Origin of the sequence: Paenibacillus mucilaginosus 3016 (genome assembly GCF_000250655.1) — a bacterium.
Classification (GTDB): domain Bacteria; phylum Bacillota; class Bacilli; order Paenibacillales; family NBRC-103111; genus Paenibacillus_G; species Paenibacillus_G mucilaginosus.
Map to the genome: position 1 here is coordinate 852,539 of NC_016935.1, position 25,001 is coordinate 877,539.

Annotated in this window: 15 protein-coding genes, 2 pseudogenes and 2 riboswitches; of the genes and pseudogenes, 13 read left to right on the plus strand and 4 right to left on the minus strand. The window is 60.8% G+C overall.

What is annotated here, in order from left to right:
* Window positions 1-6 precede the first annotated feature (6 nt).
* Window positions 7-1,095 carry a DUF418 domain-containing protein gene (locus PM3016_RS03875; RefSeq protein ID WP_014368484.1) on the plus strand — a complete coding sequence of 363 codons (1,089 nt, stop codon included), beginning with the start codon at window positions 7-9 and terminating at the stop codon, window positions 1,093-1,095.
* 205 nt (window positions 1,096-1,300) lie between these two features.
* Here the strand turns inward: PM3016_RS03875 and PM3016_RS38385 are convergent, their stop codons facing one another.
* Window positions 1,301-1,447 carry a hypothetical protein gene (locus PM3016_RS38385; RefSeq protein ID WP_013914587.1) on the minus strand — a complete coding sequence of 49 codons (147 nt, stop codon included), beginning with the start codon at window positions 1,445-1,447 and terminating at the stop codon, window positions 1,301-1,303.
* 231 nt (window positions 1,448-1,678) lie between these two features.
* Here PM3016_RS38385 and PM3016_RS03880 point away from each other — a divergent pair, with 231 nt between their 5' ends.
* The 3 genes and pseudogenes from PM3016_RS03880 (at window position 1,679) to PM3016_RS03890 (ending at window position 5,317) form a co-directional block, all read left to right on the plus strand.
* Window positions 1,679-3,316: an alkaline phosphatase D family protein gene (locus PM3016_RS03880; protein ID WP_014368485.1), complete on the plus strand. Its 1,638-nt coding sequence runs from the start codon at window positions 1,679-1,681 to the stop codon at window positions 3,314-3,316.
* A 122-nt stretch (window positions 3,317-3,438) separates the two neighbouring features.
* Window positions 3,439-4,229: pseudogene (locus PM3016_RS03885) on the plus strand (SDR family oxidoreductase).
* A gap of 293 nt (window positions 4,230-4,522) precedes the next feature.
* Entirely contained in the window at window positions 4,523-5,317 is a 795-nt protein-coding gene (locus tag PM3016_RS03890) for a CPBP family intramembrane glutamic endopeptidase (protein WP_238540433.1), read from the plus strand.
* A 104-nt stretch (window positions 5,318-5,421) separates the two neighbouring features.
* On the opposite strand, the gene PM3016_RS03895 is transcribed toward PM3016_RS03890, so the two are convergent.
* Window positions 5,422-6,867, minus strand: coding sequence for an aminotransferase-like domain-containing protein (locus PM3016_RS03895; RefSeq protein ID WP_014368488.1), 1,446 nt, complete (start codon window positions 6,865-6,867; stop codon window positions 5,422-5,424).
* 125 nt (window positions 6,868-6,992) lie between these two features.
* On the opposite strand from PM3016_RS03895, the gene PM3016_RS03900 reads away from it, so the two are divergent.
* The 3 genes from PM3016_RS03900 to PM3016_RS03910 all read left to right on the plus strand — a co-directional run bounded on the left by PM3016_RS03900 (window position 6,993) and on the right by PM3016_RS03910 (window position 11,821).
* On the plus strand, window positions 6,993-7,634 hold the full coding sequence (locus tag PM3016_RS03900) for a LysE/ArgO family amino acid transporter (RefSeq protein ID WP_014368489.1): 642 nt from the start codon (window positions 6,993-6,995) through the stop codon (window positions 7,632-7,634).
* Between the two features lie 150 nt (window positions 7,635-7,784).
* Window positions 7,785-9,833 (plus strand): molybdopterin-containing oxidoreductase family protein, encoded by a 2,049-nt coding sequence (locus PM3016_RS03905; RefSeq protein WP_014368490.1) that lies wholly within the window; start codon window positions 7,785-7,787, stop codon window positions 9,831-9,833.
* A gap of 557 nt (window positions 9,834-10,390) precedes the next feature.
* Window positions 10,391-11,821 (plus strand): transposase, encoded by a 1,431-nt coding sequence (locus PM3016_RS03910; RefSeq protein ID WP_014368491.1) that lies wholly within the window; start codon window positions 10,391-10,393, stop codon window positions 11,819-11,821.
* Window positions 11,822-12,679: 858 nt separating this feature from the next.
* Here the strand turns inward: PM3016_RS03910 and PM3016_RS03915 are convergent.
* Together PM3016_RS03915 and PM3016_RS03920 are read right to left on the minus strand one after the other, a co-directional pair.
* Window positions 12,680-13,186 carry a methyl-accepting chemotaxis protein gene (locus PM3016_RS03915; protein WP_013914596.1) on the minus strand — a complete coding sequence of 169 codons (507 nt, stop codon included), beginning with the start codon at window positions 13,184-13,186 and terminating at the stop codon, window positions 12,680-12,682.
* A gap of 144 nt (window positions 13,187-13,330) precedes the next feature.
* Window positions 13,331-14,698, minus strand: coding sequence for an APC family permease (locus PM3016_RS03920; RefSeq protein ID WP_014368492.1), 1,368 nt, complete (start codon window positions 14,696-14,698; stop codon window positions 13,331-13,333).
* Window positions 14,699-14,781: 83 nt separating this feature from the next.
* Window positions 14,782-14,886: riboswitch (guanidine-I (ykkC/yxkD leader) on the minus strand.
* A gap of 160 nt (window positions 14,887-15,046) precedes the next feature.
* A riboswitch (guanidine-I (ykkC/yxkD leader) is annotated at window positions 15,047-15,153 on the plus strand.
* 65 nt (window positions 15,154-15,218) lie between these two features.
* On the opposite strand from PM3016_RS03920, the gene PM3016_RS03925 reads away from it, so the two are divergent.
* The 6 genes and pseudogenes from PM3016_RS03925 to PM3016_RS03950 all read left to right on the plus strand — a co-directional run bounded on the left by PM3016_RS03925 (window position 15,219) and on the right by PM3016_RS03950 (window position 24,935).
* Window positions 15,219-15,935 carry an urea amidolyase associated protein UAAP1 gene (locus PM3016_RS03925; protein ID WP_014368493.1) on the plus strand — a complete coding sequence of 239 codons (717 nt, stop codon included), beginning with the start codon at window positions 15,219-15,221 and terminating at the stop codon, window positions 15,933-15,935.
* 86 nt (window positions 15,936-16,021) lie between these two features.
* Window positions 16,022-16,672, plus strand: coding sequence for an urea amidolyase associated protein UAAP2 (locus PM3016_RS03930; RefSeq protein ID WP_014368494.1), 651 nt, complete (start codon window positions 16,022-16,024; stop codon window positions 16,670-16,672).
* 29 nt (window positions 16,673-16,701) lie between these two features.
* The gene (gene uca, locus PM3016_RS03935) at window positions 16,702-20,334 is read left to right on the plus strand and encodes an urea carboxylase (RefSeq protein WP_014368495.1); all 3,633 of its coding nucleotides are present in this window, start codon (window positions 16,702-16,704) and stop codon (window positions 20,332-20,334) included.
* Window positions 20,334-22,149, plus strand: a pseudogene (gene atzF / locus PM3016_RS03940) (allophanate hydrolase). Before uca ends, atzF begins: the two are co-directional and overlap by 1 nt.
* A 464-nt stretch (window positions 22,150-22,613) precedes the next feature.
* A complete protein-coding gene (locus PM3016_RS03945) occupies window positions 22,614-23,159 on the plus strand; it encodes a hypothetical protein (protein ID WP_013914603.1) in 546 nt (181 codons plus the stop codon).
* Window positions 23,160-23,753: 594 nt separating this feature from the next.
* On the plus strand, window positions 23,754-24,935 hold the full coding sequence (locus PM3016_RS03950; RefSeq protein ID WP_014368496.1) for an MFS transporter: 1,182 nt from the start codon (window positions 23,754-23,756) through the stop codon (window positions 24,933-24,935).
* The last annotated feature ends 66 nt before the right edge of the window (window positions 24,936-25,001 follow it).

The window sequence follows — 25,001 nt, forward strand, 5'->3', positions numbered from 1 at the left end:
TGACGTATGGTAAAAGATGAGGCCAAGGGGGCGGCCGAACGCCTGACCGGCCTGGATCTGGCCCGTTCGCTCGCGGTCTTCGGCATGATCCTGGTGAACTACAGGATTGCGATGGGGGCCGAAGCCGGCGGTCCGCCTTGGCTGGCTGGGGCAGCCGGGCTGCTCGAGGGCCGGTCCTCCGCCGTGTTCGTGATGCTCGCAGGGATCGGCCTGTCGCTGATGACCCGCCGGGCCCGGCAGGGGGAGGCGGGGGAACGGAGGCGGAGCCGGACGGTGATCCGCAAGCGGGCCCTGTATCTGTTCCTGCTCGGCATCGGACTTCTCCTGGCGGGGTGGAGCGCGGATATTCTGCATTATTATGCCTTGTATTTGTTCCTGGGCTCCTTTCTGATCCGGGCTCCGTCCGGGGCGCTGCTGGTCTGGACGGCCGGGCTGCTCGTGTGCGCCCAGGGCCAGCTTCTCCTGCTCGATTACCGCACAGGGTGGGACCCGGCGTTTCACCAATACCTTGATTTTTGGACGCCGGAGGGCTTCCTGCGGAACCTGTGGTTCAACGGCTATCATCCCATGCTGCCCTGGTTCGCTTTCTTCGTCTTCGGGATGTGGCTCGGCAGGCTGTCCCTGAGGGATGAGGCGGTCCGGCGCAGGGGGCTGCTCGTCTCTCTGGGGGTGGGGTTCCTGAGCGAGGCGACGGCCTTCGCGGCACGCAGCGCTTCCATCCCCTACCTTGACGAGGAGGGGGCGGCCTATCTGTTCGGCACGAAGCCGATGCCTCCGGGCTTATTCTACATGCTCTCGGCCGGCGGGATGGCGGCGGCCGTGATTCTGCTCTGCCTCTATGCGGCTGACCGGCTGCAGGGAAGCGCCCTTGCGGCCCGTCTGATTCCTGCAGGGCAGATGGCTCTTACCCATTATGTCTTGCATGTGATCGCAGGGCTCGGCCTGCTGGAATTTCTCGGTGCGCTGGAGAACGGCTCGCTGCCTTTTGCCCTGCTGTACGGCACAGGCTATTATGCGGCGGCCCTGCTGCTCTCGGGGAGATGGCTGAATCGGTTCGGAAGGGGCCCGTTCGAGTCGCTGATGCGCAGGTTGTGAATGTTCTGCCGCCCCATGCGGCCGGGGCGCCCCTGGAGCGGCGGCCTGCTCCGGTAGGCCCGGCGCCGGAGCGGGAGCGGGCACCCCAAAACGGCCGGCAGACCCGCCGAGGAGATTCTCCCCGCGGGTCTGCCGGCCGTTTGCTTATAGCGGGCGGATGCCTCTTATGTAAAACGGATGAGGGCCCGTACGCCCCGGCGGCGGCTTAGTCCGGCCGGTTGGCGCCTGCCTCTGTATGGGAATCCAGGTCCGTCTCTTTGCTGTCTGCGCTCTGATGCTGGCTGGAGTAAAAGTTAATGATGTCATCGATGCTCGTGAAAAAGGCCTCGCTGTTCGAATTGGATGTAATCATGTCCTGACCTCTCTTTCTGGTTGTGTCCATCCTTCAAGATGTCCGGCTGTTCCTTGCTCGCTTCCCTCTTTTATTTACACTTCCCTTCCAGTTTTGAAACAGGCCGGGTGCCGGTGCCGGCTTCTTTACAGAATCCATACATGGGGCTGATGTCCTTCTAACATTGGAGTTCTATATTGTTAAACGTATGTATTTGATTCTATAACCGTGACGCCAAAAGGAGTGGAATTCATGGAACAGGACAAGCTTGGCCTGCTGCAGCAGATGATGGAGAAGCTCGGGGCTTCCTCCATGGACCGGAGGGGGTTCCTCCGCGCAACCGGCAAGGTGGCAGCGGTTTCATTCGGACTTACGCTGGCGAGTGCGCTGCAGTCACCGCCGAAGATCGGTGCGGAGGCGTTCTTCAAGAGCTATCCTTTTACCCTCGGGATTGCTTCGGGTGACCCGCTTCCGGACGGCGTAGTCTTGTGGACCCGGCTCGCACCGGACCCTCTGAACGGCGGGGGCATGCCGTCTCATGACGTGCCCGTACGCTGGGAAGTGGCGCTCGACAAGGAGTTCCGCCGCATAGTCAAGCATGGCGTGGAGTTCGCGCGGACGGCACTTGCGCATTCGGTACACGTGGAAGTGGAAGGGCTGGAGCCGAATCAGGTGTACTACTACCGGTTCCATGCAGGGAATGTGGAGAGTCCGGTGGGCAGGACCAAGACGCTCCCGCCTTACGGCAGCGCGGTAGCGGGAATGACCTTTGCTTTTGCCTCCTGTCAGAACTGGCAGGACGGATATTACACCGCTTACAAGCATATGAGCAAAGAGAACCTCGATCTTGTGTTCCACCTCGGCGATTATATCTACGAAGGCGGCGTCGGCACGGACAAGGTCCGCTATCACAACAGTCCGGAGATTGTGACGCTGGAGGATTACCGGAACCGGTACGCCCTGTACAAGTCGGATGCGGACCTGCGGGCCGCTCACGAGGCGTTCCCTTGGGTCGTCACTACGGATGATCATGAAGTGGAAAATAACTACGCGGGGCCGATCCCGGAGAAGGACCAGCCGGTCGAGCCGTTCGTACAGCGCCGGGCGGCGGCCTACCAGGCTTATTACGAGCACATGCCGCTTCGCCGCTCCTCGCTGCCGTACGGGACCGAGATGCAGCTGTACCGCCGGGTGACTTACGGCAATCTGGCGGAATTCAGCGTGCTGGATACCCGCCAATACCGCGACGACCAGGCGAACGGCGACGGCTCGAAGGAGCCGAACGAGGCGTCGATGGATCCGAACCGGACCCTGATGGGTGCCGCGCAGGAGCGCTGGCTGCTGGAGGGGCTCGGTGCCTCCGCCGCACGCTGGAACGTGATTCCGCAGCAGGTGTTTTTCGCCAAACGGGACTTCAAGCAGGGGGATGCGGAGCTTGTCAGCATGGATGCCTGGGACGGCTACTCGGCGAACCGGGACCGGATCGTGAACTTCATCAAGGAACGCGGGGTCCGCAACGTGGTGGTGCTTACCGGCGACGTCCACGCGAATTATGCCAATGAGATCAAGGCGGATTACCATGATCCGGCGTCCCCGGTGATCGGGGTGGAGTTCGTGGGCACTTCGATCTCTTCGGGGGGCGACGGTGCGGATACGGCGGCCAATACGGCGACAATCCTGGCGGAGAATCCGCATATCCGCTTCCACAACACCCAGCGCGGCTATGTCCGCTGCACGCTGACGCCGGACCGGTTCCAGGCGGATTATCTCGTGCTTCCTTATGTGAGCCGGCCGGATGCGCCGATCGAGACCCGCGTTTCCTTCGAGGTGGAGGACGGCAGACCGGGCCTGAAGAAAATCTACGACAGCGCGCTGGTGGTAACAGGCTGATCCTGCGCATGCTGCGTCCCGCGTGAAGACTTTCGGCATCGGCATGATTCATTTCCCTTCCTCTAAAGGTAATGACAGCGTGTAAGTCCAATTCGGTTGCGCCTGAAGGGGGAGTAGGGGAGATGAGCGGGCAGCGTGTAAAAGGAAGGGCGGCGGTTGTCACCGGAGGCGCTTCCGGCATCGGACGGGCTTCGGCCCTCCGGCTGGCGGAGCATGGGGCGAAGGTCTGTCTCCTGGATCGTTCGGTGGAGGAAGCTGAAGAAGTGCGGCAGGCCATTGAGCGTGCAGGCGGCGAGGCGATGGTGGTGGAGTGCGATGTCTCCCGCCCGGAGCAGATCCAGGCGGGCATCGAGCAGGCTGCCGCCCGCTGGGGGCGGCTGGATATCGTGTTCGCCAATGCAGGCGTGAACGGCACGGTGGCCCCGATCGAGACGATGGAGACCGGCGACTGGGACGAGACGATCGCCATCAATCTGCGGGGCACCTTCGCCGCCGTCAAATATGCGATTCCTCATCTGAAAGAGGGAGGCGGCAGCATTGTCATTACGAGCTCCATCAACGGCAACCGCGTGTTCTCCGGCTTTGGCTTCGGTGCCTACAGCACGACCAAGGCGGGGCAGGTGGCGTTCATGAAGATGGCCGCCCTGGAGCTGGCGCAGTTCAAGATCCGGGTGAATGCCGTGTGCCCGGAGCCATCGAGACGAATATCGGCCGCAATACCCATCCGGTGCCGGAGCTTGAGGAGATCCGGATTCCGGTCGAGTTTCCGGAGGGCGGGCAGCCGCTCGAAGGCGGCCCGGGCCGGCCGGAGCAGGTGGCCGATCTCGTCCTGTTCCTGGCTTCGGACGAATCCAGCCATATTACCGGGACGGCCGTTTATATTGACGTCGCCGAATCTCTGCTGCACGGCTAGAGGCAAGGAGTCTATGCTGCGGAACGGGCGTGCGGGTCTGTCGTTCTTCGTTCTTCGCAGGGACAGGCTGTTTTATCCGCTTCTGTGGATCTTACTGTGTTGGACCGGCTGTGAGGAGGACCTCGCGGCCCGGTCTTTTTTTTCTGCTTTCCCCTCCGCGTCCTTCTCTTGAATCGATAGTCTTCCTTTTCTTTCCTGAGAGGGGGTGCTACACTGGGTTACACATCGTATGGGTCGAAGCTTCGTCAGTACCTGGCTGCCCCGTGCCGAATTCACTGTTGTTCCGGGAGATTATGAATTTGAACCGAGACCGATCTGCTTATCTGATGGCCTGCTTATTCGTGGGAGCCGTTATTGGGGTGCAGGTTCTGCCCCTGGGTTATACTGCGGCGGGGGCTGCGGGCCTGCTGCTTCTTTCCATGTTCCGGCCCCATGCGTCTTACCGTGGGGCGGCGGCTGCAACTGCCGCTTACATGGCCGGTTATGTGATCTATACCTGTTTGGTTCCGCTGTTCCATGCCCTGCCGGGGGATCGGGAAGCGGTCATTTCCCTTTCGCGGCTCAGCCTGATAGGGTTTCTGGTGCCGTTTTACTTTGCCAACCGGATGGACCCGCCCCGGGTGAACTATCTGAAGCGGGGAAGCTTCCGGGAGACGATCTATTTTCCGTTCATCTTCAGCGGCTTCCTTCGGGACCCGATCTGGAGGTTTTTGCTTATTTTTGCCGCGGTAACGCTAACCGCTTTCGTCTGGGTGATGGACTGGAAGCAGGCGAATCTGGGGCGGATTCTGCTGTATGCCCTTCTGTTTGCGGCAATCAACGCTCCGCTCGAGGAAGTGCTCTGGAGGGGGTATGTCCTCAGCCGGTTCACGGATCGGCTAGGCGAGACAAGGGGGCTGCTGGCCATGGCCCTGGGCTTCGGATTCTACCATTATTCCCTGGGCTTCCCATGGAGCATCTGCGCCTTGTTCTCGTTCTTCGGGCTGCTGATGGGCGGGGTGGCGGTGAGGTCAAGGGGACTCCTGCCTGTGATCCTGCTGCACTTCTGGATGAACGTTCTGTTCGTGCTTGGCGGGATCGTGTTCTGACTGATCATCTATCTGTGTGGTACAGCTTAGGTGAGGCCCGCCGTTCTTCGGGGACGGCGGGCTGTTTGCATTTGGGGCGGGCAGACTCCTTTCCTGAGTCTGCTTTACTGACGCAGCAGAGCGCCCAGCTCGCGAATGCCCCGCTGCATGTCGGGGATCGGGGCATAGGCGTATGACAGCCGCAGATACGCCCCGCACGAGGGGCCGTAGACATAGCCGGGGTTCAGGAGGAAGCCCTTCTTCAGCATGCGCTGAAACAGGGGCTTGGCCCCGGACCGGGCCGGCACCTTGGCCCAAATGTAGAAGCCGCCCTGGGGCGTGCTCCACTCGAGCAGACCTTGGCAGTGCTGCTCCAGCGCTTCCTGCATGGCGCTGCGGCGGATGAGGAGCTGCTCCCGCACCCGGAGCAGATGCTCCTCGTAGAGGCCGCCGGCAAGGCATTCGCGGGCCAGCGCCTGGGAGATCGAGCTTGTGCCGTAATCGGTCTGCATCTTGATGTCGGCGAGGCGCTCGACCACCGGCTGCGGACCGACGACCCAGCCGACCCGCAGGCCGGGGGAGAGCGTCTTGGACAGGCTTCCGATATAGAGGGTGATCCCTCCGGCATCCATCGACTTGATCGGCGGCGGAGGCGGGGCATCGAGCCACAGGTCCCGGTAGACGTCGTCCTCGAGCAGGGGGAGACCGTGTTCCGTGCAGAAGCGCAGCAGCTCGGCGCGGCGTGGCCCCGACATGACGATCCCGGAAGGGTTATGGAACGAGGGGATCGTATACAGGACGGCGCCATTCATGTCTTCTGCGTGTTCGGACAAGCGGTCGACGCGCAGGCCCTCCCCGTCCATGGGGATGCCGGCCATTCTCGTGTGGACGGCCGGCATGGCATGGATGGAATGCAGGTACGACGGGTTCTCGAGGAAGACGGTCGCACCCTGCCTGAGAATGCCCATCGAGATCAGGTGCAGCGCCTGAAGGGCACCGGAGACGATCAGGATCGACGAAGGGGAGGCCGTGATGCCGTATCCCGCCAGGTGCCGGCTGACCTCGCTGCGCAGTGCCGGGGAGCCGAGCGGCTCCTCGTAGCCGCCGGGCAGAGGCTGCCGGGCGAGGCGCCCCAGCATGCGTTGGAGCATCCCGGATGGGATCAGCTCCGGCGCCAGCTCCCCTGTGCCGAGCCGCACTACCGCAGGGTCGGCTTCCGCCCGGTTGATCGCCTGCACGGCAGGGAGGTTCGGCATGTGGATGCCGCGGCGGATGTAGGCGTCCCAGTCGAGGGAGCGGGAGGAGTCCGGGCCGGCGGCGGGGGTGCTGCGCACCCGGGTGCCCGAGCCGGTGATTCCCTCCAGCAGCCCCTCGGCCTTGAGCTCCTCGAGGGCGGTGACGATCGTGCTCCGGTTGACGCCGAACTGCCCGGCAAGCTGCCGCTGCGCAGGGATCCGGGAGCCGGCCGTCCATTCGCCGGAGAGAATTCTCTCCTTCAGATGGCCGGCGATCTGCTTGAAAATGGGAATCTTTGAGGTTTGATCGGGCTTCCAACGGAGGCTCCCTTTCATGCAATCACCCTTTTCTGCGCCGGAATTGGTCGGGCTGAAACTCCGGAATTGGTTGATGCAATTGTATCAGCTTGTTCCTATGATAGAAAGGTCGACAATATCACGGCTCGGTGGAGGGATTCGATTTGGCTTTTGTTCATGGCGTACTGCTGGCGTTCGGGTTGATTCTGCCGCTCGGCGTCCAGAATGTCTTTATTTTTAACCAGGGGGCGGTTCAGCCCCGGTTCGTGCGGGCGCTACCCGCGGTGCTCACCGCGGCGCTCTGCGACATGCTGCTGATTCTGGCTGCGGTGCTCGGCGTCTCGCTGCTTATCCTGACGGTCTCCTGGATCAAGACCGTCTTGGTCCTTGCAGGCATCCTCTTCCTGCTGTATATGGGGCTCGTGACCTGGCGGACACCTGCTGCGGCTGCACCCGCAGGCACGGAAGGAAATCCGGCACAGCCGGAGGGTGACGGGGCAGGGAGTGCTGCGGTCATGGGTCCCCGCAGGCAGATGCTGTTCGCGGCCTCCGTCTCGCTGTTCAATCCGCACGCGATCCTCGATACGATCGGTGTTATCGGCACGAGCTCCCTCCGGTATGCGGGGGCGGACAAGGTGCTTTTTGCAGCGGCGGCCATCGGCGTCTCGCTTGTGTGGTTCCTGTTCCTGGCCGGTGCGGGGCGTCTGGCGGGCCGGCTTCACTCCCCGCTGCGTCTGTATCTGAACAAGGCGTCCGCGCTGATTATGTGGGGGAGCGCATTGTATCTGGGATGGTCCTTCTCGTGAGGGGGAGAGGAGAAAGACTCTTGTTCAGCAGGAGGGAATCCCCTATGATGAGGAGAGGCAGGAGTGGTTCGGGGATTATTTTAACCATGGTCAAATAGGGTGGAGATCCCGCCGCCGGATGATAATTCTGAATCGGAAGAAGGAATCCTCATGAATTCATATACACTGCAGCCGGACGGGGTCTTCCCGTCGGTCTGCTCTCTGGACTGTCCCGACCAGTGCGGGCTGCTCGTTCATAAAAAAGAAGGCCGCATCGTCAAGATCGAAGGCGATCCGTCCCATCCCGTGACCCAGGGGGCGATCTGCAACAAGGTCCGGCATATGGCTCACCGGATCTACGACGAGAAGCGGCTGCAGTATCCGCTGAAGCGGGTGGGCCGCAAGGGCGAGGGGCGGTTCGAGCGCATTACGTGGGACGAGGCGATCGACACGATCGTCGCCCGTTGGAACAAGATTATCGCTGAGCAGGGTGCGGAAGCGATCCTGCCGTACAGCTTCTATGGGAATATGGGCCGGCTCGGGACGGAAGGCATGGACCGCCGGTTTTTCCACCGTCTGGGTGCGAGTCGGCTCCAGTACACGATCTGCCAGGCCGCGGGCACGGAAGGCTATAACTATACGATGGGCGGAGGCTTCGGGATCGATCCCGAGGACACGGTGCACGCCGAGCTTATTATCATGTGGGGCATCAATGCGGTCAGCACGAATATGCATCAGGTGGTCCTGGCCGAGAAGGCCCGCAAGAGAGGAGCCAAGATCGTCGTGATCGACGTGCACAAGAACCAGACCGGCCGGTGGGCGGATTGGTTCATTCCGGTACGCCCGGGGACCGACGCGGCGCTGGCGCTCGGGCTGATGCATATCCTGTTCGCCGAAGGGCTCACGGACGAGTCGTTCCTGGAGCGGTACACGGTCGGTCACGCGGAGCTCCGGGAGCATGTGCGCTCGTACGATCCGGACTCGGTGGCGGAGATTACCGGTGTGCCGGTGGAGGATATTTATCGTCTGGCACGGATGTACGGCGCTGCGAAGGCATCGTTCCTGCGGATCGGCAACGGCCCGCAGCATCATGACAACGGCGGCATGTGCATCCGCACGATCGCCTGTCTGCCTGCGCTGACGGGGGCCTGGCTGTATCCCGGCGGCGGGGCGATCAAGGGCAACGGCTCCTATCTCGAGCACAACGCCCAGGCGCTGCAGCGTCCGGACCTGCTGCCGAAGCAGACGCGGCGCATCAACATGAATCTGCTCGGCAGCGCGCTGCTTGAGCTCGATCCGCCGGTCGCCTCTCTGTTTGTATACAACTCCAATCCGGCGGTTGTGGCTCCGCATGCCAACAAGGTGCGGGAAGGGCTGGCGCGGGAGGATCTGTTCACTGTCGTGCATGAGCTCTTCCTGACGGAGACGGCTGCGTATGCAGACCTCGTGCTTCCGGCGACCTCGGCGTTCGAGAACACGGACTTCTACCGATCCTACTGGCACCATTACGTCCAGATTCAGGAGCCGGTTATTGAGGCCTACGGAGAGAGCAAGTCGAACGTCGAGGTGTTCCGGCTGCTGGCTGCGGCGATGGGGTTCGAGGACGAGGCGCTGCGCGACACCGAAGCGGATATGATCCGGCAGGCGCTCGATTATCCGCGCAACGAGGTGCTCGAAGGCATGACCTACGAGAAGCTGGCGGAGCAGCAGTTCCTCAAGGGCAAGGTGAAGCCTCTCTTCCCGGGCCGGCTGCATACGCCGAGCGGCAAAATCGAGCTCTACTCCAAGACAATGGAGCGCAGGGGCTATCCGCCGCTGCCGACCTACATCCCGCTGCCGGTCGAGGATGAGGGGGATCTGCCGTTCCTCTTCATCCCGGCACCGAACCATAACTTCCTGAACTCGACGTTCGCCCACAATGACAAGCATGTGCGGATGGAGCGGGAGCCGAAGCTCCATATGAATGATGCGGATGCTGCGGCGCTGGGGATCGCAAACGGCGACCGCGTGCGCGTGTGGAATGCCCGCGGCGAATGCGAGCTGACCGCGGCGGTGGGCACGGATGTGCTGCCCGGCGTGGCAGTCAGCCAAGGCCTGTGGGCCGACGGCAAGGACGGCAAAGCGCTCGTGAACGCGCTGACGCCGGACCGCGTGGCCGATATGGGAGGCGGAGCGGTCTTCTTCTCGGGCCGTGTGCGGATCGAGAAGTGCGCCGGTTAGCGGCGGAGGATGCTGTGTGGGCCGCTTAGGCTGAAGGTTGTCAGCTTTTTTGAACGGGAACCGGGTGACGTTCAATGGAAAGTGCCCGCGGCACGAAGGGTCATTATCCTAAACCATACATGGGCTTAATAGTTGCGGTGGTTGAATACGGGATGGAACGGGTCTGGCTGACATCTGAGGTGGTCTGAAACTTCCCTATCGGTATAACGGATTGAATGGGTGGGATGGTGCTGTACCGGGCTTTCTCGGGTAATATGAATGCACTCGATCCGGGAGAGGAGCATTCCGCCGCCGCTCCAATTTGAAATAGCGGAACTCCGATGCTTTATTTGATTATTTCCCAACATTTCCCGAACAATAGCGGAACTCAGGTATCTTATTCTTCATTATCTCTACCTCAAGCGGCCTTGGTCATGGGAATAGCGAACCTCAGGAGTCACTTTCATAATTCAAAACCCATGCCGTAACTGGCTTTCAGGGCAGAAAAAAAAGGAGTACCTACCCAAGTTATTGAATGTATGGTTACCACACCACACTCAAACGAAGGAGGTACTCTTTTGTATACTATTCGTCAAGAAGAGCTGTTTTCCCTGCAAGAGCTTATGGAAATGGCACCAGAAAATAAATACAGCATCGTTTTCAAAACGCTTGACCTCTTACCTGCACTGCGCGTGCTCAACAAGAGAACGCACAGAGGCCGGCCAGAAGAGCTGAACTATGCGGCCATGGTATACGCTATGCTCATTGGGACCATTGAACGTATTCCGACCACAAAAGATTTGCTGAAGCGCTTGCGGACAAATGAAGAGTTCCGCAGGACTTGCCGTTTTCGCGGATCCGACGCTATTCCTAGTGAAGCTTCATTTTCACGGTTGTATACAAAACTCGCCGACTCCGGTGTGCTGTGGGAGCTGCAGCGCCAAGTCATTTCCCTCGCCGCTGCGGCGGGATTCGTCTCTCCCAGTTTTATTAGCTTTGACTCCACCCATGTAGAGGCAGAGGAACGCCAACCGCGTAAAGAACAGGAAGTGGAATCGAAGGCCGAGTCTAACGAACAACCTGTCCTTGAAATGGAACACTCCCCATCCACCAGCGCTAAGCGTCTGGAAGACCCGCGGAAGAAATATAAAAGGGGTGCGCCTACGAAGGCAGAGGCGGAGCGCCGCCGTTTGGAAAGAGAAGCATGGGAAGCTTCTTTGCCCCTGTTCGAACGTAAACTCGAGGATATGCTCCCTTACACATTTGAGCAGCTCAAACCGCTGATTCCTATACATCCAAGTACGAGCAGTAAAAAAGGCTCCAATGGAAAACTCATGTGGTGGCATGGATACAAACTGCATATTCTCGCAGACAGTAAAGGGCATTACATTTTGAGCGCCCTCTTCAGTTCCGCTCACGTAAATGACGGACGGCTGGCGATTCCGCTGCTAAAGAAGTTTCAAACCGATTTTCCTGACTGGAAGGTCAAACACGCCTTGGCTGATGCTGGATATGATGTTATGGCCGTCTACAAACAAGTAAGGAGCTTGGGAGCCTGGCCTCTAATTGACTATAACGAGCGAGCGAAAAAGCCGCCGGAAGGATTGAATGAGAATTTTCACCCGGTGTGTCAGGAAGGGCACTCTTACGTATATGACAGCTTCGATGCCAAGAACAAAAGCTTAAAATTCACTAGGCCCCAAGAGTGCAAAGCATGCCCGCTAGAAAAAAGCGGCAGGTGTCAAAGGGTCTATAAAATCAAGGTAGAGAAGGATCTCAGACGATTTACCGTACCAGCCAGGGGCAGTAAATCTTACAAAAAAATATACAAGAAACGGACAACGGTTGAGCGAATCTTTGCCTATCTGAAGGGTTACTACGGACTGGGGGCGTCTAGGAAGCGCGGTAAAAGAGCTGAGGTTGACGCCGCCCTGAGTGTTCTTAGCTACACGCTTTGTCAATATGCTGTTGATTGCATGCGCCAAAAACAACAAAAACAGGCAGCCTAAAATTTAGCCACCTGTTTTAAAAATAGCGTTTTAGAAATTCTGCCTTTTCGAAGACAGAGTGAAACAATTATGAAATACCCTCCTCAGTTCCGCTATTTCAAAAATGGCCCTGCTTGAAAGGGAGATAGCGAACCTGAGTTCCGCTATTTTCTTGCCCGGAAAACAGAGCTTCAAGGGGCCCTTACCGGAGCCGGCAGCCCATTGGTGCGGGGCTTTTTGGACTGCCGTCCTGAGTGGTCTGCCCCGGATGCAGAGCGTTTGGGATGCCTCTGCTTTCCTTACTAAGCCAGTACCAGCCGCTTGGTTTCCTTGCAGCGAAGGCGCAGGGCATGCCAAATCCCCCGGATCAAGAACGAATCCGGGGTGGCTGCAGCAGGTACTCCTTGTCCGACCTGCCAGTGTGACGCTTGCGATGCATGCCTCTCTCTCGCCATCAGGTACCGGTTAGCGGTACGGGTACAGGATACGCTATTTTCTTGCCCGGGACAGAGTTTCAAGCGGCCCTTACCGGAGCCGGCAGCCCATGGGTGCGGGGCTTTTTGGGCTGCCGTCCTGAGTGGTCTGCCCCGGATGCAGAGCGTTTGGGATGCCTCTGCTTTCCTTGCTAAGCCAGCGCCCGCCGCTGGGTTTCCTTGCAGCGTAGGCGCGGCATGCCAAATCCCCCGGATCGGGAACGAATCCGGGGTGGCTGCAGCAGGTACTCCTTGTCCGACCTGACAGTGTGACGCTTGCGACGGCTGCTTCCATCTCGCCATCAGGTGCCGGTTAGCGGTACGGGTACAGGATACGCGAATTCGATGCCGGGGGCTCCAACGGCAACGTTCCTGCACGATCTCCGGCTCGCCGACGCGCCTCCCGCTACAGCCTGGAGACAAAAGTGCTGAGCTGCCGGGACATCGCTTCGATCTCCCGCATGGACGCTTCGATACCGGCAGCCGAAGTCACCTGCCGCTGGCCGATGGTGTGGATCTCGCGCACGGTGCTCGAGATGCTGTCGGTCGTCTGGCGGATGTTGCTCAGGATATCCTGGATCTTCTCTGCGGAGGAGATCGTATCGAGCGAGAGCTTGCGGATCTCGCTGGCGACGACGGCGAAGCCGCGGCCCATCTCGCCGGCCCGGGCGGACTCGATGGAGGCGTTCAGTCCGAGCAGGTTGGTCTGCCCGGCCACGTGCCGGATGAAGGCGAGCACTTCGTCGGTCTTTTTGGCATCCTCATTCGAGGTCTGGGACTGGGCAAGCAGCTGCTGGGAGATGCGGGCCAGCGAATCGGAATCCTGGGCGACCGAGGAGAGTCTCTCGGTGGCCTGTGCGAGAGTATCGGCCATCTGTCCTACGATGGTCATGAGTTCATTCTTGTTTGTCATGTCGGATCGCGTCCTCCCGGAGCGGATGAACCGGAACCCCCTAGGCGTCTTCCCGCAGGAACACGGATCAGGCCCGGCGCACCACGCCAATGATTTCTATCGGGAGTAGTATTTGGCGTTGCGGGTGATTTTAAACAGCGCGGATCAGCCCAGACGGTCGGCTCCGATCCGTGTGGGTGACGGATGGGCCGCGGCGGGTGTGCTTTTGTCTTCCGAGCGGCGCAGGGAGAGGCCGCGCAGGTAATGGTAGACGGCGCCGAAGGCAACCCAGGCGCCGCCCATGAGCAGGGCGGATGCGTCCAGCAGCGACAGCAGCCAGCCGATGAAGCCGGCGCCGATCAGCGGGAACAGCAGGTACCTGCACGTTTCCAGCGGGGAGCGGAGCTTTTCACGGACATATTTTTGGGCGATGACGGACAGGTTGACGAAGATGAAGGCGGTGAGGGCGCCGAAGCTCACGAATTTGACGGCGGTCTCGAGCGAAATCACCAGAGCCAGCAGAGAGACCAGGGACACCAGGACGATGTTGGCGACCGGCGTCTGGAACCGCGGGTGCAGGGAGCCGAAGAACCGGCGCGGCAGGGTGGTATCACGCCCCATGACGAAGAGCAGGCGGGATACCGTGGTGAGGGAGGAGAGGCCCTGGGTGAAGATGGCCAGAACGAGCACGGTAATGAACAAGGAGGAGAGTGCGGCGCCGCCGACCAGCTTCACGACCTCGAAGCCCGCCGAATCCGCATTCTCGAAGGTCATGGCCTGAGGAAAGGCCAGCTGCGTCAGGTAGGATGGGGCCAGATACAGGGCGCCGGCCATGAGAATAATGATCCGGATGGCGCGCGGAATCGTGGTCTGGGCGTGGTGAGTCTCCTCGGACATGGTCGTCACCGAGTCGAAGCCGAGGAAGCAGAAGCAGATGATCGAAGCGCCGGCGAAGATGACGGACGGCGGCACGTCGGTCTGCAGCAGGGGCTGAAGAGGGTGTACGGCGGCGCCTGACAGATTCTTGAGCAGGAAGAGGCAGAAGACGCCGATGAAGGCCATCTGAATCCAGACGAAGACTTTGCTGAGCTGGGCGGAGAAGTTCACGCCGAGGGAGGCGATGACGGCCAGCACGATATTCAGCAGCACGATCCAGACCCCTGCGGGAACGGAGGGGAATTGGGCGTTCAGGTAGATCCCGAAGGTCAGGCAGGCAATGAGCGGGGAAAAGAGATAATCGAGCAGCAGCGCCCAGCCTACCAGAAAACCGGGGTAGGGATGAATGCTCTTTTTGACATAAGTATAAGCGGAGCCGGAGGCCGGGAAGGTCCGTGCCATGATACCATAGCTGCTCGCCGTGAAGAAGATCGCCAGGAACGCGACCAGATAAGCTTGGGTAAGCATGCCCTGTGAGGTGTCGTAAGCAATGCCGTAAACGGAGAAATAAATCATGGGCGTCATCCAGGCGAGGCCCAGGTAGACAACCCCGAACAGGGTCAGTGATTTCTTCAGCGTTACCTCTTGATTCATCATCGTGCAGACACTCCCTCCGTATTAGGGCAGGCTGTGTGCGCCGGAGCAAACAAAAAAGCCCGGGAGAGATATCGACGTTGATATCCTCCCGGGCTTTTGTCCCTCCGTGTACACGGCCGTGCCGTGCGTTTTCTCTCGGACCAGTCCGGCAGGTGCATGGCCGCCGCGGAACCCTAGAAAACAAGCTGTAAACCAAATATTCAATTGTTGTGGCTATACGATCGATCGATATGTCAGTTAATATAACACAAGGATTTCGATTTGAGAAGATGTGTCTTTACATGTTATTTTATTTGAACATGTTGACACGGAATCAAATCAGTGTTAGTTTAATTAACATAACCGCATATCGAAGTTTACTAGGGTTCCGCCGGCAGCAAGCCGGGGCTGGTCCGAGAGTAAACCGCCCTGCGGCCAGCCGCGCGGCGACACGGAAGGATAAAAACCTGGGAGATATCATCAAGACGCCAGTCTTGCGATGTCTCCCTTTTTGTTTACCCACGATGAGGAGGTAGGGAGAATGAACGGTGTATGGCAGATCACGATTCCTGCAGGAGGCAAATGGTCGGGGGTTGTCGGGCGCGGCCGGCTGGTGCGCTTTACGGCCCTTGAGGAAGGTGCGAATCTGACGGTGCTTCTATATAACGCAAAGGATCCTTCGGAGCGCTACAATATGCCGGATACGCTCAAGGCGCAGCATACCTCCCACCTGACGAGAGGGCATGTGCTCATGAGCGACAACGGCAGGGTGCTGGCCAGTCTGACCGAAGATACGCTGGGCTGGCATGATCCGATCGGCGGCTACAGCACGCGGGCGGGTACCGATGCCCGCTACGGCCTGACGAATTACCAGGAGCTGCGCAATAATTGGCTCCGAAGCGGGGAAGAAAACCTGACGGTCGAGCTCGTGCGCGCAGGCCTTGGACGAAGGGATCTTGTGCCGCCGGTTAATCTGTTCTCCAAGATTTCGTGTGACGAGCAGGGGGATATGCACTTTGTTCCGCGCCATTGCCCGAAGGGGGCCCAAGTGACGCTGCGGACCGAGATGGATACCCTGGTGCTGCTCTCGAACACGCCGAATCCGATGGATCCTTCCCCGTCTTATCCCTCGGTGCCCGTGCTGGTGGAGGTGCTGGCGGCCGAGCCTGTGAACGAAGACGACTACTGCCTGAATTTCCGGCCGGAGAACACCCGTGCCTTTGAGAATACATGGGCCTATTACGCCCTGCTTGGCTGAACGTGCCGCTGAACGGACGCTGGTCTAGGTTGGCAGAGTGTCCAAGAAAGTCAACACACACTTGTATCGCAAGGAGGAGCTAAAAGATGGCTGTATTCAACCGGGTGGAGAGTCCGCGGAAAATCGAGGATGCCGTATATGACGTGATTGTTCCGGCGGGGGACGGGTGGATGAAGGAGCTGGAGCCGGGCCAGGTGCTGCGGATCGTCGACCTGGAAGGCAACCAGGCGGCGGATACCCTGTTCTATGATGCGGAGAATCCGGAGGACCATTACAGTGCCATTGCCACCATGACGGGGCAGGGCAACATTTATCTCACGGCCGGATCCGTCCTGCGGACCGAGTCCGGCAAAGCGCTGCTGACCATCGTGGCCGACACGTGCGGCCGGCATGACACCCTGGGCGGTGCCTGCTCGGCCCAGAGCAATACGGTGCGCTACTCGCACGATACGCTGCCGATGCACAACTGCCGGGATACGTTCCTGCTGCAGATGGCGAAGTTTGACAAGGGGTATCTCAAGCGGGATCTGGCGCCGAACATCAACTTTTTCATGAACGTGCCGGTGACGCCGGAGGGCGGGCTGAAGTTCGACGACGGCGTGTCTTCGCCGGGGGCCTACGTGGAGATGCAGGCGCACGGCCGTACGACGGCCCTGGTCTCGAACTGCCCGCAGCTGAACAATCCCTGCAACGCTTATAACCCGACGCCGATCCGGATTCTGATCTGGGACAACTGACCATTATACGATAGCGAGGAGAGGTTCTTATGTTCAGCAAAGTGCTTATCGCCAACCGCGGGGCCATCGCGGTCCGCATCGAGCGTACACTCCGGAGGCTCGGGATTGCATCGGTTGCGGTCTATACGCAGGCCGATCAGGACAGCCTTCATGTCGACGGGGCGGATGAAGCCGTCTATATCGGGGAAGGGGCGGCGAAGGACAGTTACCTCAATACGGAACTGATTCTGGAGACCGCCATCCGGACAGGAGCGCAGGCGATCCATCCGGGCTACGGATTTCTTAGTGAGAATGCAGACTTCGCCCGGGCCTGCCGGGAGCGTGGGATCGCTTTCATCGGCCCGACACCCGAGCAGATGGAGGCCTTCGGCCTGAAGCATTCGGCACGTGAGATCGCAGGCCGTGCCGGCGTGCCGATGCTGCCGGGGACCGAGCTCATCACGGAGCTGGGGGAGGCGCTTGTACAGGCGGCAGCCATCGGCTACCCCGTGATCCTGAAGAGCACGGCGGGTGGAGGCGGGATCGGGATGCGCGTATGTGCTGACGAAGAGGCGCTGCGTTCCGCTTATGACGGCGTACGCCACCTGGCCGAGACGAACTTTAAGAACGGAGACCTGTTCCTCGAAAAATACATTGCCAAGGCGCGCCACGTGGAGGTGCAGATCTTCGGCAACGCCTTTGGAGAGGTGGTCACGCTCGGGGAACGGGACTGCTCGATCCAGCGCCGCAACCAGAAGGTAGTGGAGGAGAGTCCGGCGCCGAACTTCCCGGAGGAAGTGCGGGCGGCCATGCTGGGTGCCGCAGGACGCCTGGCCGCCGAAGTCGGCTACCGGAGTGCGGGGACCGTAGAATTCCTCTACGATCCCGAGACGTGCGAGTTCTATTTCCTCGAAGTGAATACGCGTCTGCAGGTGGAGCATGGGGTCACGGAAGAAGTGCTCGGGATCGACCTCGTGGAGTGGATGGTGCGCGAGGCGGCAGACGAGCTGACAGGGCTGCAGGCGCTCGTTCCCGAGCCGCAGGGCCACAGCATCCAGGCGCGGATCTATGCGGAGGACTGCCTGCATGATTTTCGTCCCAGTGCGGGGCAGCTCGATCGCGCGGTCTTCCCGGAAGGGGCGCGGGTCGAGACCTGGGTGCGGGATGGGCTCACTGTCACGACGCTGTACGATCCGATGCTGGCCAAAATCATCGTGCATGCGGCCACGCGGGAAGAGGCGCTGGCTAAGCTGGCGGCTGCACTGGAGGAGGCGCGGCTGTACGGCCTGACGACGAACCTGCAGTACCTGCAGGCACTGCTGCAGGAGCCGGACTGCCGCGAAGGCCGCGTGTTCACGCGCATGCTGAACGGCTTCGCGCCCGAGGAGCGGGCGGTCGAGGTGCTTGACGGCGGCGTCCAGACGACGGTGCAGGACTATCCGGGCCGGACGGGGCACTGGGATGTCGGCGTGCCGCCGTGCGGGCCGATGGACCCGCTCTCGTTCCGCATCGGCAACAAGCTGCTTGGCAATCCGGATGACGCTAGCGGATTGGAGCTGACCCTGCGCGGAGGCTCCTACACCTTCCGCAGTGAGGTGTGGTTCTGCATCACCGGGGCGGATATGGAGGCGAAGCTGGACGATAAGCATGTGCCACGCTATCAGGCCGTATGCGCCGGGCGGGGCCAGGTGCTGAGCTTCGGTGAAGCTAAGGAGGGTATGCGGGCTTATCTGCTTGTCGCCGGCGGCTTCGACATGCCGAAGGTGCTTGGCAGCAGCGCGACCTTCACGCTGGGCGGCTTCGGCGGCCACGGCGGCCGGGCCCTCCGCGCGGGCGATGTGCTCGGCGTGAACGCCTCGGCGGTGCCGGCCGTGCCTGAAGGGCTGCCGCCCGTGCAGCAGCCGCAGCTCTCCCGGGAGTGGACGATCGGCGTTGTTCCGGGGCCGCACTGCACGGAGGAATTTCTGCGGCCGGAGTACCTGCCGCAGCTCACCTCCACTTCGTGGGAAGTGCATTTCAATTCCTCGCGAACGGGGGTGCGGCTCATCGGACCGGCGCCGCTCTGGACGCGGGAGGACGGGGGAGAGGCGGGGCTGCACCCCTCCAATATCCACGACAACGCGTACGCGGTCGGCACGCTGGATCTCACCGGCGACATGCCGATTCTCCTCGGACCTGACGGTCCGAGTCTCGGCGGCTTTGTCTGCCCGGTGACGACGGCTTCGGCCGAGTTCTGGAAGATCGGCCAGCTGCATGCCGGCGACAAGGTCCGCTTCCGGCTGCTGACGCTGGAGGAAGCGGAGGCGCTGCGCGAGGCGCAGGAAGAAGATTTGGCGTCCATCGGAGCCGGTGAGCGCATCGGGCGGGCTCCCGCAGTACTGCCGGAGCCGGTGGAGTTCGCCCCTTCTTATCCGGTGCTCATCCGGCAGGAAGAGGGGCGGATATTCCCGATCACCATCCGCTGCAGCGGAGACCGGAATCTGCTCGTGGAGTACGGTGCCTTGGAGCTGGACCTGCTGCTGCGATTCCAGGTGCATGCCCTGATGCAGGCGATCCGTGATGATGGCGGCATTCCGGTGCTCGATCTGACACCGGGCATCCGCTCGCTGCAGGTGCACATCGACCCTTCGCAGATGACGGTGAGGGAGGCGGCGCGCCGCATTCTTGCCATTGACGCTGCCCTGCCGCCGCTCGAATCGATCCGGGTGCCGTCGCGGATCGTGCGCCTGCCGCTGTCGTGGGATGACCCGGCGACGCGGCTGGCCATTGAGCGCTACCAGCAGAACGTGCGTCCGGATGCGCCTTGGTGCCCGAGCAACCTGGAGTTCATCCGCCGGGTGAACGGGCTGGATTCCATCGAAGAGGTGCAGCGGATCGTGTTCGATGCGAACTATCTTGTCCTCGGTCTCGGCGACGTGTATCTCGGGGCGCCGGTGGCGACGCCGACCGATCCGCGCCACCGCCTCGTGACGACGAAGTACAATCCGGCCCGGACCTGGACGCCGGAGAATGCGGTGGGGATCGGCGGAGCGTACATGTGCGTCTACGGGATGGAGGGGCCGGGAGGCTACCAGTTCGTCGGCCGCACGATCCAGATGTGGAACAAGCTGCGGGAGACGGAGAGCTTCAAGCCCGGCCATCCTTGGCTGCTGCGCTTCTTCGACCAGATCCGCTTCTACCCGGTGGAGGCTGACGAACTGCTGCGGCTGCGGGAAGACTTCCTGCGCGGACGCTATGAGGCGGACATTACGGAGACGACCTTCGACCTGGGTGAGTACCTCACGTTCCTCGACTCGATCAAGGAGAGTGCCGATGTCTTCCGTGCGGGCCAGCAGGCGGCCTTCCAGGCGGAGCGTGAGAGCTGGAAGAGGCTGGGGCTTGCGGAATACGTGTCCGAGCACGAAGTGGCGGAGCCGCAGGAGGAAGAGGTGCTTCCTCCCGGTGCCGTAGGGGTGCGCTGCATGATGCCGGGCAGTGTGTGGAAGGTGCTGGTCGAACCGGGCCAGTATGTGAAGAAAGGTGACGTCATTATCATCGAGGAGAGTATGAAAATGGAATTCCCGCAGCAGGCTCCGTGCGACGGTTATGTGCTGTCCGTCTATGTGAGTCCGGGGGATGAAGTCCACGCGGGCCAGCTGATTGCGGGACTGCAAACCGAACTGGAAAGCGAGGGGGGTGCCTGATGGCACATCTGGAGATACCTGAGGTGCTGACGGCGGCTTGGCTGCGGGAAAAATACAGGGCCCGCGAGCTGACGCCGGAGTCGGTGATCGCGGAGGTGTTGAAGCGCTCGGCAGCGGATGCCCTGATGAACATCTGGATCACGCCGCCGGCCCTTGAGACTCTTCGTCCCTATCTTGAACGTCTTGCGGAGCTGGATCCGGAGCTCTATCCGCTGTGGGGCATCCCCTTCGCGGTGAAGGACAACATCGACGTAGCGGGCGTGCCGACGACGGCAGCCTGCGCCGAATTCGCTTACACGCCGGACGCGCATGCCGCTGTTGTCGAGCGGCTCGTGGCCGCGGGGGCCATCCCGCTTGGCAAGACGAACCTCGACCAGTTCGCGACAGGCCTGGTCGGCACGCGCAGCCCTTACGGCGAGACGCGCAACGCGCTGCGCCCCGAGCTCATCAGCGGCGGCTCCTCGTCCGGCTCGGCGGTGGCTGTGGCACGCGGGCAGGCTGTCTTCGCGCTTGGCACGGACACGGCAGGCTCGGGCCGCGTGCCGGCCGCGCTGCACGGCCTCGTCGGCTGGAAGCCGAGTCTCGGGGCCTGGCCGACGCTGGGCGTCGTGCCGGCCTGCGCCAGCCTCGACTGCGTGACCGTATTCGCGCACAGCCTGGATGACGCGCTGCTCGTGGACCGCGCGGTGCGCGGCGTCCATGACGCGGACCCGTGGTCCCGCGAGCTGCCTGATCCGCTGCCGAAGCTTCCTGCGAGGCTGCTCCTGCCGAAGGGTGAGCTCGGCTTCTACGGCCCCTTCGCGGAGGGCTACCGCGCAGCTTGGGGGGGCAGCACGGGAGCGGGCGCTCTCGCTGGGTCTGGTGGTGGAAGAGGTCGAGACGGAGCTCTTCGCCCAAGCGGCGGCGATCCTCTACGAAGGGCCTTGGGTGGCCGAGCGCTGGGCGGACCTTGGGGGCTTCGTGGAGTCCCATCCGGGAGCGGCCTTCCCGGTGACGGAGAAGATTCTGCGGACAGGGGCTTCCGCCGAGTATGACGCCGCTTCCGTGTTCCGGGCCATGCACCGGCTCCAGTCTTATAAGCTGGAAGCTCGGCGGCTGCTGCAGGATGCGGTGCTCCTCATGCCGACGGCCGGAGGTACCTGGACCCGTGACGCAGTCCGGGAGGATCCGGTAGGTGCCAACCGCGACATGGGGCGCTACACGAACCACTGCAACCTGCTCGATCTGTGCGCGATCGCTGTTCCGGCCGGAGAAGCCGAGGAGCGGACGCCGTTCGGTGTGACGCTTTTCGCGCTCGCGGAGAATGAAGGGCTGATCGGGGCGGCGGCTGAGGCTTTCCTGGCCGGTAGTGCGGGCGGGGAACGGGATGCTGCTCGCGATGCTGCGTCGTCTGCGGCCGGCACTGCAGCGTCAACCGGTGAGCCGCGCCCGGGAACGACGCTGGTGGCCGTCTGCGGCCTCCACATGCGGGGCTTCCCGCTGGAGAAGCAGATGCTGGAGTGCGGCGCGGTCTTCATCCGTGAGGCGCTGAGTGCGCCGAAGTATCAGCTTGTGAAGTTGCCGACCGTACCGGCGAAGCCGGGGATGATCAAGCGGCCGGCGGGCGGGGCTGCCATTCAGTTGGAGGTTTGGGAGATGCCGCTGGTGTCGTTCGGTTCCTTCACAGCCGGGATTCCCGCGCCGCTCGGCATTGGCAAGGTGGAGCTGGAGGACGGGACCGAGGTGCCGGGCTTCGTGTGCGAGGCTTATGCCGCAGCGGATGCCGAGGATATCACAGCCTCAGGCGGATGGCGTTTTGTGACTGCAGCGGGCTGAGCCGGTTTGTTTTGGAGGACCGGCGGACCACCCTGCGAAAAGGAATACAGAGCTTCAATGGGTAGAATGGCGGGATGCGGATCAACGAGTCTGCATCCTGGAATGCCTCCGGCTGCGGCGGGAGGCTTTTTGAACGATCAGAAAGGATATCTCGCTTTAGCTCGATTCGGCAATCGGATATTTTTATCAATGTGCATGGTCTTTGATGGACGGCGATGCCGTTTATCCTGGCTGCGGCGTATGGGTTTCGGGTCTCTTTGGCTTGGGATGTAGGGACGCGGCTATTTTATGAAGAAAGGCAGAGGCGTTGTTCTTCTCTGCTGTCTGTTTGCGTTCGGACTCTCTGCCGCTGCCTTGCGAGCGGTGCGCCGGGGCGGTGCCTTTTGTGCCGAAACTTGCTACAATAAGGGCAAGGAAGCCGCGGCACGGGCGGCGGCAGGAGACAGAAGGAGAATGATTCGCAGATGAACAGCACCCCGCAGGATAGAGCAGTATTGGAAGAGCAGGCACGCCGGACCTTGGCATTGAACCCGGATGTCGTATTCGGCGAAGTGATGACGATGGAGATTGCGCCGGAGGACGCGCCGTTATGGCTCCGCTTCACCTCGGAATGGGGAGGGGCGCTCTACCTCCTTGACGAGACGAATGCCAAGCGGCATGAGAGAGGCATGATCGGCGACGAGGCTTTCGAGTATAACCGGCGGACGTACCGGCTCGGTTTGATTACGCTGAGCGGTCTCTATGACCGTCTTAAGGGATGGCAGGAAGGGGAGGGGAAGGTGCGTCCGTTTGCCTTTGCGATGAACAGCCTGGACTGCTATTTCGTGCCGGCCTACCTGGCCGATTACAGCCGGGTGCACGAGGCGGGCAAGGAGGTCTGCGATGCGTTCATCGCGGAAGTCATGCACAGGCTGGACGGCGGTGACGAGGTGCGTAAGGAATTCGAGGCGCTCGACGTGCTGGTGGGCGAGTATGTCCGCGGCATTCATCTGTATGCCCGGGGCCAATGACGGTTCGGTCGGAAGGCAGGTATGCGGGTTTGCAGGCAGGTACGCTCCCGTTGGATGAGTCTGAACGGTTGTCCCATTAGTAGAGTATCCCTTTGGTAAAGGGGTGCTCTTTCTTTTGTTTGGGCCGTGGAGACGGGGGGCAGGTATGCAGGCAGGCGCGGCTCTCCTTTGGATGAGCTTGAACGGTTGTCCCATTAGTAGAGTATCCCTTTGGTAAAGGGATGCTCTTTTTTTGTTGGGCCGTGGAGACGGGAGGGGACACGTTCGTTGGAGTGAACTAATATAACACAAGTTCGCGATTTTTAGGATGAAGATGGGACTAATGGGTATTAGATTTTTGATTAAGAAATCGCTTACCATCGTTATAAACGAATTATAAATGGTCTTAAACTGTTAAATGTTCGCTTTTAATAATTCTTTTATATTTATAGGCTAAATTTTAATCCGACAGTATTGAAAAAAGTGAACAATTCCATTAGAGTAAAGGGTAATTATTTCTGTAATGTTTTCTGACATAAATAAATGGCTTGTCCACAAAGCTAGGAATTACATGACATGAAGTGTAATAAATCATCTGCAAAGGGGATTCGATTCATGAAACAGCGACGCCCGGCCTTGGCTTTAGGATTGTCCACGCTCGCCATGGCTTCTTCCTTTATGGTGTGGAATGTATTCTCGCCGATCGCAGGCTCCCTGCGGGAGGCGTTCGGTCTTACCGCTCTGCAGCAGAGTGTGCTCGTTGCAGCGCCCGTGCTGCTCGGATCGGTCATGCGCTTTCCGATGGGCATCTTCACGGACCGCTTCGGCGGGCGCAGGGTGTTCACGTCGCTGCTTCTGTTTCTGGTGCTGCCGCTGCTGCTCACTCCTTTCGTTTCCTCTTATGCGACGCTTCTGCTCTCCGCTTTTCTCCTGGGGATGGCGGGCACGGCTTTCTCCGTCTCGATGACCTATGTCTCGAAGTGGTATCCGCCGCAGAAGCAGGGCCTGGTGCTGGGTCTTGCGGGTCTTGGCAACCTGGGCGTGGCGATGTCGAGCTTCCTCGTTCCGCTCGTCTACAGGCAGTACGGACTGCCCGGCGTGTTCTACGGTCTGGCCGGATTGATTCTCGTCACCGCCGCTCTCTTCCGCTGGGGAGCCGGGGAACTCCCGCTTCCGGAGAAGAAACAGACGGTGCAGGAGTCTCTGAAGGTGCTGCGGTTCCGCTCGACGTGGCTGCTGTCCTTGTTTTATTTTCTGACCTTCGGCGGATTCGTGGCTTTCAGCGTGTACCTTCCGACCTTGCTCAAGGAGCTGTTCGGCATGGCGGCGGCGGATGCGGGACTTGCAACGGCAGGCTTTGTAGCGGCAGCGACGTTCATCCGGCCGCTCGGGGGATACCTGGCCGACCGGATCGGTTCGCGGCAGGTGCTGCTGGGCGTGTTCATAGGGATAGCGGGAGCCGCGCTGCTGCTGGCTTTCTCGCTCAAGGACTTCCGGATCTTCGCGGCAGGCTGTCTGCTGGCCGGCCTGTGCTTCGGACTCGGGAACGGTGCGGTGTTCAAAATGGTGCCGGAGATCGCTCCCGGACATACCGGGGCGGTGACCGGGGTGGTGGGAGCCGCGGGCGGTGTAGGCGGATTTTTCCCTCCGATTGTGCTTGGGCTGCTGCGGGACAGCGGCGGGACCTATATGCCGGGCTTCGTTCTGCTGGCGCTGTTCGCATGTATCTGTCTATGGTTGAACGGGGCAGGACGCCGGATGAAGGAGCGCGAGCCTGCGAAGGTATCGGCGGCTTGAAGCGTGAGGGTTCAACGCGTTAGTACGGGTGTGACGTAAAGAAACCTGACCTATAGATAGAAGAAC

Coding starts and splice junctions, on each gene's coding strand:
- uca (WP_014368495.1), top strand. CDS start 16,702: ATGTTCAGCAAAGTGCTTATCGCCAACCGCGGGGCCATCGCGGTCCGC.
- PM3016_RS03925 (WP_014368493.1), top strand. CDS start 15,219: ATGAACGGTGTATGGCAGATCACGATTCCTGCAGGAGGCAAATGGTCG.
- PM3016_RS03890 (WP_238540433.1), top strand. CDS start 4,523: ATGAATTTGAACCGAGACCGATCTGCTTATCTGATGGCCTGCTTATTC.
- PM3016_RS03930 (WP_014368494.1), top strand. CDS start 16,022: ATGGCTGTATTCAACCGGGTGGAGAGTCCGCGGAAAATCGAGGATGCC.
- PM3016_RS03875 (WP_014368484.1), top strand. CDS start 7: ATGGTAAAAGATGAGGCCAAGGGGGCGGCCGAACGCCTGACCGGCCTG.
- PM3016_RS03895 (WP_014368488.1), bottom strand. CDS start 6,867: ATGAAAGGGAGCCTCCGTTGGAAGCCCGATCAAACCTCAAAGATTCCC.
- PM3016_RS03905 (WP_014368490.1), top strand. CDS start 7,785: ATGAATTCATATACACTGCAGCCGGACGGGGTCTTCCCGTCGGTCTGC.
- PM3016_RS03945 (WP_013914603.1), top strand. CDS start 22,614: ATGAACAGCACCCCGCAGGATAGAGCAGTATTGGAAGAGCAGGCACGC.
- PM3016_RS03950 (WP_014368496.1), top strand. CDS start 23,754: ATGAAACAGCGACGCCCGGCCTTGGCTTTAGGATTGTCCACGCTCGCC.
- PM3016_RS03920 (WP_014368492.1), bottom strand. CDS start 14,698: ATGATGAATCAAGAGGTAACGCTGAAGAAATCACTGACCCTGTTCGGG.
- PM3016_RS38385 (WP_013914587.1), bottom strand. CDS start 1,447: ATGATTACATCCAATTCGAACAGCGAGGCCTTTTTCACGAGCATCGAT.
- PM3016_RS03880 (WP_014368485.1), top strand. CDS start 1,679: ATGGAACAGGACAAGCTTGGCCTGCTGCAGCAGATGATGGAGAAGCTC.
- PM3016_RS03915 (WP_013914596.1), bottom strand. CDS start 13,186: ATGACAAACAAGAATGAACTCATGACCATCGTAGGACAGATGGCCGAT.